This is a genomic window from Sporomusa acidovorans (assembly GCF_900101845.1).
Lineage (GTDB): Bacteria > Bacillota > Negativicutes > Sporomusales > Sporomusaceae > Sporomusa > Sporomusa acidovorans.
In genome coordinates, this window is record NZ_FNAM01000060.1 from 21,585 (window position 1) to 28,234 (window position 6,650).

7 protein-coding genes are annotated in these 6,650 nt (G+C 46.8%); 2 read left to right on the forward strand and 5 right to left on the reverse strand.

What is annotated here, in order from left to right; translation table 11 throughout:
* The 4 genes from BLR65_RS25455 to BLR65_RS25465 form a co-directional block, all read right to left on the reverse strand.
* Entirely contained in the window at positions 1–660 is a 660-nt protein-coding gene (locus BLR65_RS25455; protein ID WP_093797121.1) for a corrinoid protein, read from the reverse strand.
* A 234-nt stretch (positions 661–894) separates the two neighbouring features.
* Complete coding sequence (locus tag BLR65_RS30150; protein ID WP_176772807.1) at positions 895–1,035, reverse strand: hypothetical protein; 141 nt, start codon at positions 1,033–1,035, stop codon at positions 895–897.
* A complete protein-coding gene (locus tag BLR65_RS25460) occupies positions 1,032–1,526 on the reverse strand; it encodes a helix-turn-helix domain-containing protein (RefSeq protein ID WP_169716696.1) in 495 nt (164 codons plus the stop codon). The genes BLR65_RS30150 and BLR65_RS25460 overlap by 4 nt, the downstream gene beginning before the upstream one ends.
* A gap of 113 nt (positions 1,527–1,639) precedes the next feature.
* The gene (locus tag BLR65_RS25465) at positions 1,640–2,329 is read right to left on the reverse strand and encodes a corrinoid protein (protein ID WP_093797125.1); all 690 of its coding nucleotides are present in this window, start codon (positions 2,327–2,329) and stop codon (positions 1,640–1,642) included.
* 705 nt (positions 2,330–3,034) lie between these two features.
* Here BLR65_RS25465 and BLR65_RS25470 point away from each other — a divergent pair.
* Complete coding sequence (locus tag BLR65_RS25470) at positions 3,035–4,450, forward strand: ammonium transporter (RefSeq protein ID WP_093797127.1); 1,416 nt, start codon at positions 3,035–3,037, stop codon at positions 4,448–4,450.
* Between the two features lie 28 nt (positions 4,451–4,478).
* Positions 4,479–4,844, forward strand: coding sequence for a P-II family nitrogen regulator (locus tag BLR65_RS25475; protein WP_093797129.1), 366 nt, complete (start codon positions 4,479–4,481; stop codon positions 4,842–4,844).
* A 59-nt stretch (positions 4,845–4,903) separates the two neighbouring features.
* Here the strand turns inward: BLR65_RS25475 and BLR65_RS25480 are convergent, their stop codons facing one another.
* Positions 4,904–6,067: a type III PLP-dependent enzyme gene (locus tag BLR65_RS25480; protein WP_093797131.1), complete on the reverse strand. Its 1,164-nt coding sequence runs from the start codon at positions 6,065–6,067 to the stop codon at positions 4,904–4,906.
* Positions 6,068–6,650: the final 583 nt, after the last annotated feature.

A 6,650-nucleotide genomic window follows, 5' to 3' on the forward strand; every position in this document is an offset into this window, starting at 1 on the left:
TCACCCCCGTAATTGAGCCATTAAGGCTTTCGCTTTTTCAACAGCTTCTGATGCCGTTTCAGCATAAGCATCGCCGCCGATTTTGGCAACCCATTCAGGAGATACCGGCGCTCCGCCAAACATACACTTAAACTGGTCGCGAATACCTTCATCCTTTAATATGGATACAATATCCCGCTGAGCCGGCATAGTCGTTGTCATAAGTGCAGCCCCGGCAATAATGTCAACTTTATACTCTTTTGCCTTGCTGACAACTTCCTCGGTATTGGCGTCCCTGCCCAGGTCAATGACCTCAAAACCACTGGCCGAAAGCATGGTCTTAACAATGTTTTTGCCAATGTCGTGGATATCTCCCTGAACAGTGAACAACAGCACCTTGCCCCGGGAAGCACTACCCTGCTGATCTTTGGGAATGGCCTCTTTTAAAATAGCCACTGCCGCATCAAAAGCTTCGGCTGCCACAACCAACTGGGGAACGAAGGCTTCTCCTTCATCAAACAGATCACTCATGGTCTGCATGCCTGCTCCCAATCCGTCATTAATGGCAACAAGCGGTTCGATGCCGGCAGCGATCGCTTCTTTCGCCGCTGCCTCAGCAAGCTCGCTGTCCATCTCTTCCACTGCATTTTTTAGCTTTGCTAAAATTTCACTTTGGCTCATTGAATAAATTTCCCCTCCATCCTTTGATTTTTCCAGTAAATAAGTACCGTTTAATTCAATAGTCAATTTGCTAAAATTAGAATTTCTTTAATGTGTTTTAAAAAAATATAACGGTAATTATTTACTTGATATTCTATGAATCGTATTATAGCACCATCATATTGGTAATGCAATAGCTTTTTATTCTTTTTCGTTTTAGCCGATTATTGAATTCTTTAGAGTGAGCAAGACAATTTATAGCGCACCCAATTTATTTGAATTGCCAGTGTGTAAAAAAGCAATGGCCCTCTTGTCCTCAAGCTGCCATTGCTTTAAAAAGTCTCGCTGTGTTCTTGTCTGCATGCCGCCATCAATTTGTGACAGCACATCATTCATTCTTTATTTAACGTATTGCGGGATTTAAGATAAAGACGGTGTCGGCTGGGCGCAACAACAACCGCCCTACGGTCTGCCGACTTTAAGATTTGCCGTACCGTTTCAATCGAAATCGAACGGCCAATTCTCTCCTTAGCCTTTTCCGTCAAATAAGCCAATGTCCAGTTTTTGGGTATCTCCGGCTGACTGCAGGCTAACCGGATAATCTCCAGGCGTTCTTCCTCGGTAAAAGTATCAGGCGCGCCTCTTCTCTCTAAATCAACAATGCCATCCAGCCGTTTTTCCGCAAACCGGTTCCGCCATTTACGGCAAGTTTTTTCGGTAACTCCCAGTATGGAGGCAATTTCGATGCACTCCTTACCTTCTGCCGCCAAAAGAATAATCTTGGACCGAATATAGAGTCTTTTTTCGACTTTATGTCCTTTTATATTTTTCTCTAATTCTGCCCGTTCTGCATCAGTTAATTCAATTTTGACTGCTACCCTAGGCATAAACTCAACCTTTCCTTGGGCTGCCCCCGATAGACCCCATGCAGCTAAGCATAGGAACCCAACCGCACACTCCATGCAGGCGTATAATATCAGTTTCTTCAAAAAATGTCAAGTCAGGCAGGATATTCTTTACCCGCGGCATGTCCAACCCCAATATCAGTCATGAGCATTTTAGCCTTAACAACAGCATCCGTAGCCGTCTCCGCATAGGCATCGCCCCCAATTTTCCGTACCCACTCGGCAGAAACCGGCGACCCGCCAAACATGCATTTAAACCGCTTGCGGAGACCAGCCTCGTCCAATGCCCGGATAAGTTCGCGCTGGGCCGGCATTGTCGTACGCATAAGCGCTGCAGCAACAATAATATCCACATTATACTCTTTAGCCTTGTCAATTGCTTCATCAATTGCCACATCCCGTCCGAGATCAATAACCTGAAACCCACTTGCCTGCAACATGGTTTTTACAATATTCTTGCCAATATCATGAATATCGCCCTGCACGGTAAAAATCAGAACCCGCCCTTGTTTCGCCCGCAATTTATTCTCTTTTGTCATCGACTCTGTTAAAATTGCAACCCCTGATTCAAAAGCCTCGGCCGCAACCAATAAGTGCGGCACAAAAGCTTCGCCTTCATCAAACAGATCGCTTACCGTTTTCATGCCTTTGGCCAGCCCCTCATTAATCGCCACAAGCGGGTCGGTACCGGCGGCAACAGCTTCTTTCGCCGCTTTTTCCACCAACATGATTTCCATTTCTTCTACCGACTTTTTCAGCTTCATGATAATCCTATCCGGACGCATGATAAAGCCTCCAATCTTTGATTCCTTTAGACCAATAGCAGCCAGGTAAAACCAAAAAGACATTCTGCTGGTTAATTTCCCGGCAGAACGTCTTTGTTCAGCAATTCAATTATGATTTTTATTTAAGAAACAAACATCTCTGAATAAATAATAGCAAAACACAATCAAGTCTGTCAATGCTCTCGTCTGTGCCTCCGGCATTTTCTGTTTATCAATAATATTCGCACCGTTATTAAGTAGAATATTTTTATAAAAAACCCTATTGCATTTAAAAAATAAAGGTGTTATAATTCAATCCATAAATTATTCAAGCAATTAATTACCGTTATACAGTGAAACATTGAATAATGCTACTATCTATTTTTATATCGTTCGGTATTTCGCGTTAATAATAACGAAAAAAACTTCATAGATATATTAATTATGACAGTAAGCAATGGCGCTTAATTAAGGTTTCTCCAACGCAGACCTAATTAAAGCGCTTTTTCTTTTGACTCACCCGTCATCCGGACAATGACGTCCTGGAGTATTTTCTCCAGGACATTTTTTGTTCACTTATTTCTCTACAGGAGGTGCTGATTGTGAAGCTGGTCCGCCGCCAAGGTAAAACAGGAATTATTTGTCTTCTCCGGCGCTATTTGATTTAGCCGCTGACATGAATAACCATAAATACAATACGCATAGGTAAAGAAGGAGACTACTAGTATGAAAAAGTTCTGTACCGTTCTTGGTATACTTTTAACGTTAACAATGCTCCTGGCGCCGGTAGTATTGGCCGCCGACGGCGACGCTCCCGCCGAGCCACCGAAAATTGATACAGGTGATACGGCTTTTGTTTTAATTTGCGCCGCCCTTGTCATGATAATGACCCCAGCCCTGGCCCTCTTCTACGGAGGTATGGAGCGGACGAAGAATGTTTTAAGCATAATCCTGCAAAGTTTTATCTGTCTCGGTGTAATTTCCGTCCAATGGGTGCTTTGGGGTTATACCCTTGCTTTCGGCCCGGACATTAACCATTTGCTCGGCAGCCTGGATTGGATTGGATTAAGCGGTGTCGGCGCCGACCCCAATCCTGATTATTCCGCAACCATCCCGCAGCTGGCTTTTGTAATCTTCCAAGGTGTTTTTGCTATCATTACCCCTGCTATTATTTCCGGCTCTGTCGCCGGCCGTGTTAAGTTTCCTGCCTATATTGCCTTTGTTTTGCTCTGGGCCACCCTGGTTTATGACCCTGTAGCTCACTGGGTCTGGGGCGTTGGCGGCTGGCTGCGCGAATATGGTGTCCTGGACTTTGCCGGCGGCACGGTTGTGCACATCATTTCCGGCGTATCCGGCCTGATATTTGCTCTGATGATTGGCAAACGCAAGGGCTATGGCACTGAAGTTATGGCACCTCATCATCTGCCAATGACCGTATTAGGTGCCGCTCTCCTCTGGTTCGGCTGGTACGGCTTCAATGCCGGCAGTGCCCTGGGCGCCAACGGAACCGCTACGATTGCTTTTGTTACCACTCATACAGCTGCCGCCGCAGCAACCGTTTCCTGGGTTTTGGCCGAATGGCTGTATCATGGCAAGCCCACTGTGCTTGGCGCTGCTTCCGGCTGCATTGCCGGCCTTGTCGTCATTACGCCGGCAGCCGGCTTCGTCACTATCCCGTCAGCCCTCATTATGGGGTTGATGGGCGGTATTCTCTGCTTCTTCTCCGTAGCTGTTGCCAAAATTAAATTAGGTTATGACGATTCCCTGGATGCCTTCGGCGTTCACGGTGTAGGCGGTACCTTTGGTGCCATTGCCACCGGTTTCTTTGCATCCTCGGCAGTCAACTCCGCCGGCGCCGACGGTTTATTCTACGGTAATGCCGAGCAAGTATTAAAACAACTTGTTGGCGCGGGTACCAGCTGGGTATTTGCCGCCGTGATGACCTTCCTGATTGTCAAAGCGATCGGTCTGGTTATGCAGATTAAAGCGGACGACGAGCAACAGGTACAAGGGATGGACATTACCGAACACGGCGAACGCGGCTATGCTTATCAGGATCTCATGACAGGCTCCCCGCTCGGCATCCCGGTAAGCAGCGTTGCCGCTAAAGAAGTAACTGTTAAGGAAACCACACTGGCATAGCTTTACTACTTTATCAGGAGGGAAAAATGTGAGACCAATAACCAAAATTGATATTGTTACCCGCCCGGAAAAACTAGACGTGCTCAAAGAAGCTATGAATAAAATTAATGTAACAGGCATGACGGTAACGCAGGTATACGGCTGCGGCCTCAGCAAAGGGCACAAGGAGATTTATCGCGGCCAGGAATATGCCGTTAACTTAGTACCAAAAGTTAAAGTCGAAATTGTTGTCTGCGAAGTCCCGGTAGAACGTGTTATCGAAGCGGCAAAGACATCCTGCCGGACCGGCAGGATGGGCGACGGCAAAATCTTTGTCTACCCCGTCACCAATGCGGTTCGCATACGCACCGGTGAAGAAGGCGATATTGCCATTATGGATCCGAAAAATACATAATTATAGAAGAACCCTCCGCAACGCGGAGGGTTCTTCTGACTATTTGCCAAGTTATGAACTTAGCCGGCGGTCGCCAGCTCAAGCTTGGCCTGTATGGCTTCATAGACTTCCTCCCAGACAACGGTCTGGGTTTTGGCAAAACCGTTGAACACGGTTGCCGAGGCCGACGTATAGGCGCCGCAGTTAGGCACCAGAATCAAATCACCGATTTCAAGCGGCACGCTCGGCTTGTCCCTAAACATAATGTCCAAAGAGTCGCAGCTTGGCCCGGCGAAGGTAGACGGAACCTTTTTGCCTGTTTTGAAGGTCTCTAGTTCAAAATCCCAGTGATCAAAGATAACACCGGAAAACGTGCCGTATAAGCCGTCATCGAGAAAATACCACTGCTGGTTGTTGCGCACCTTAGTGCCAATGACCTGGGTAATGAGGTTAACGGCCGTACCGCAGATGTACCGGCCCGGCTCCGCCCAGATCTCGGTATCAGGAAAAAACTGCCGAACCGCTTTGTAGATACCGGACGCCATGGCCGCCACATCCGGCTCTTCGGTCAGTGTCGGAATGGGAAAACCGCCGCCGATATCCAAAATATGAAGGTTCATGCCACGCTTGGCAGCTGCGTCGAAGAGCTGCCGGCAGATTTTAAGCGCCTCCAGATAGGCTTCATCATCTGTCGACTGACTGCCCACATGGAAGCACAACCCGGCCACATCAAGACCGGCCGCCTGCGCTTTACTGAGCAGTTCCAGCGCTTCCTCCGGGAGAGCGCCAAATTTCTTGTTAAGATCAACCAGGGCATGGGGATTGTCCACCCGGATACGCAGTAAAACCGTGCCGCCAGGGACGGCTGCCGCCATTTTGTCGATTTCACTTTCACTGTCAAAGGTAAACTTATGGACACCGACATCGTGGGCAACGTTAAGACCGCTGCCGGTTTTTACCGGATTGGCATACACCATGCGGTCAGGATTAATGTTCAATTCCTGCAGCATTCGCATTTCGCCGTCAGAGGCGACGTCAAAATAGCCGCCGATCGCGTTCAGCCTCCGGACAATCCGTTCGTCCGGATTGGCTTTGACGGCATAGTATATTTTAACATCTGGCATATTCTCCGCCAGGAGGTGGTAGTTTAATTCAATTTGTTCTAAAGACAGCACCAATAAGGGAGTGCTGTAGGTATCAGCCAGTGCCTTGACAGCATCCTGGGATAACCTAAAATATTTCACTTATCATCGCTCCTTTTACCTGCTCATATTTTAAAAAGTACTCTATGATTGTATCATAACTGCCCTAAAGTGCAAGCGGTTTTTTTATAAAATAAAACCCGTACACCTTTATAGGATACACGGGTTAATCGCTTCTTAATCCTGCACTGGCTATGCAGCCTTATATACTGCTTTTCGCTACTACTGTCAATTCCCTGATAATATTGATCATCTATTGAGCTTACGGTAAATTCAGGATAAAATATAGTTACAGGTAGGCTCTCGGAAACTTAGTACCATATAGTAGGATTTTGAGGGTATTGAGTAGCAAAATCAGAAGTAAATTAGCAAAAACAAGGGATGAGGAAAGGATACGTAAAAAGAGAGCATAGCAAGCAGACCTAGCCAAATCCTAAAAAAACTAGGCCCAAGGTGTAGAAGTGTAGAGTTAAACGCTTAAGAACTAAGAAATTGCAGGAAAGACTTCCGCCGACCACTCCAAAATGAGGGGACGCATATTGATGGCAAGGTGTTTTATCCAGGCATCCATATGTGAACACATGGCAGTGGAATAAGCCCGGAAATACCAATTGCATGAATTACG

What these genes read in the sequence shown, in the direction of transcription:
- BLR65_RS25465 (WP_093797125.1), bottom strand. Translation starts at nt 2,329, where the DNA reads ATGCGTCCGGATAGGATTATCATGAAGCTGAAAAAGTCGGTAGAAGAA.
- BLR65_RS25470 (WP_093797127.1), top strand. Translation starts at nt 3,035, where the DNA reads ATGAAAAAGTTCTGTACCGTTCTTGGTATACTTTTAACGTTAACAATG.
- BLR65_RS25455 (WP_093797121.1), bottom strand. Translation starts at nt 660, where the DNA reads ATGAGCCAAAGTGAAATTTTAGCAAAGCTAAAAAATGCAGTGGAAGAG.
- BLR65_RS25460 (WP_169716696.1), bottom strand. Translation starts at nt 1,526, where the DNA reads ATGCCTAGGGTAGCAGTCAAAATTGAATTAACTGATGCAGAACGGGCA.
- BLR65_RS30150 (WP_176772807.1), bottom strand. Translation starts at nt 1,035, where the DNA reads ATGAATGATGTGCTGTCACAAATTGATGGCGGCATGCAGACAAGAACA.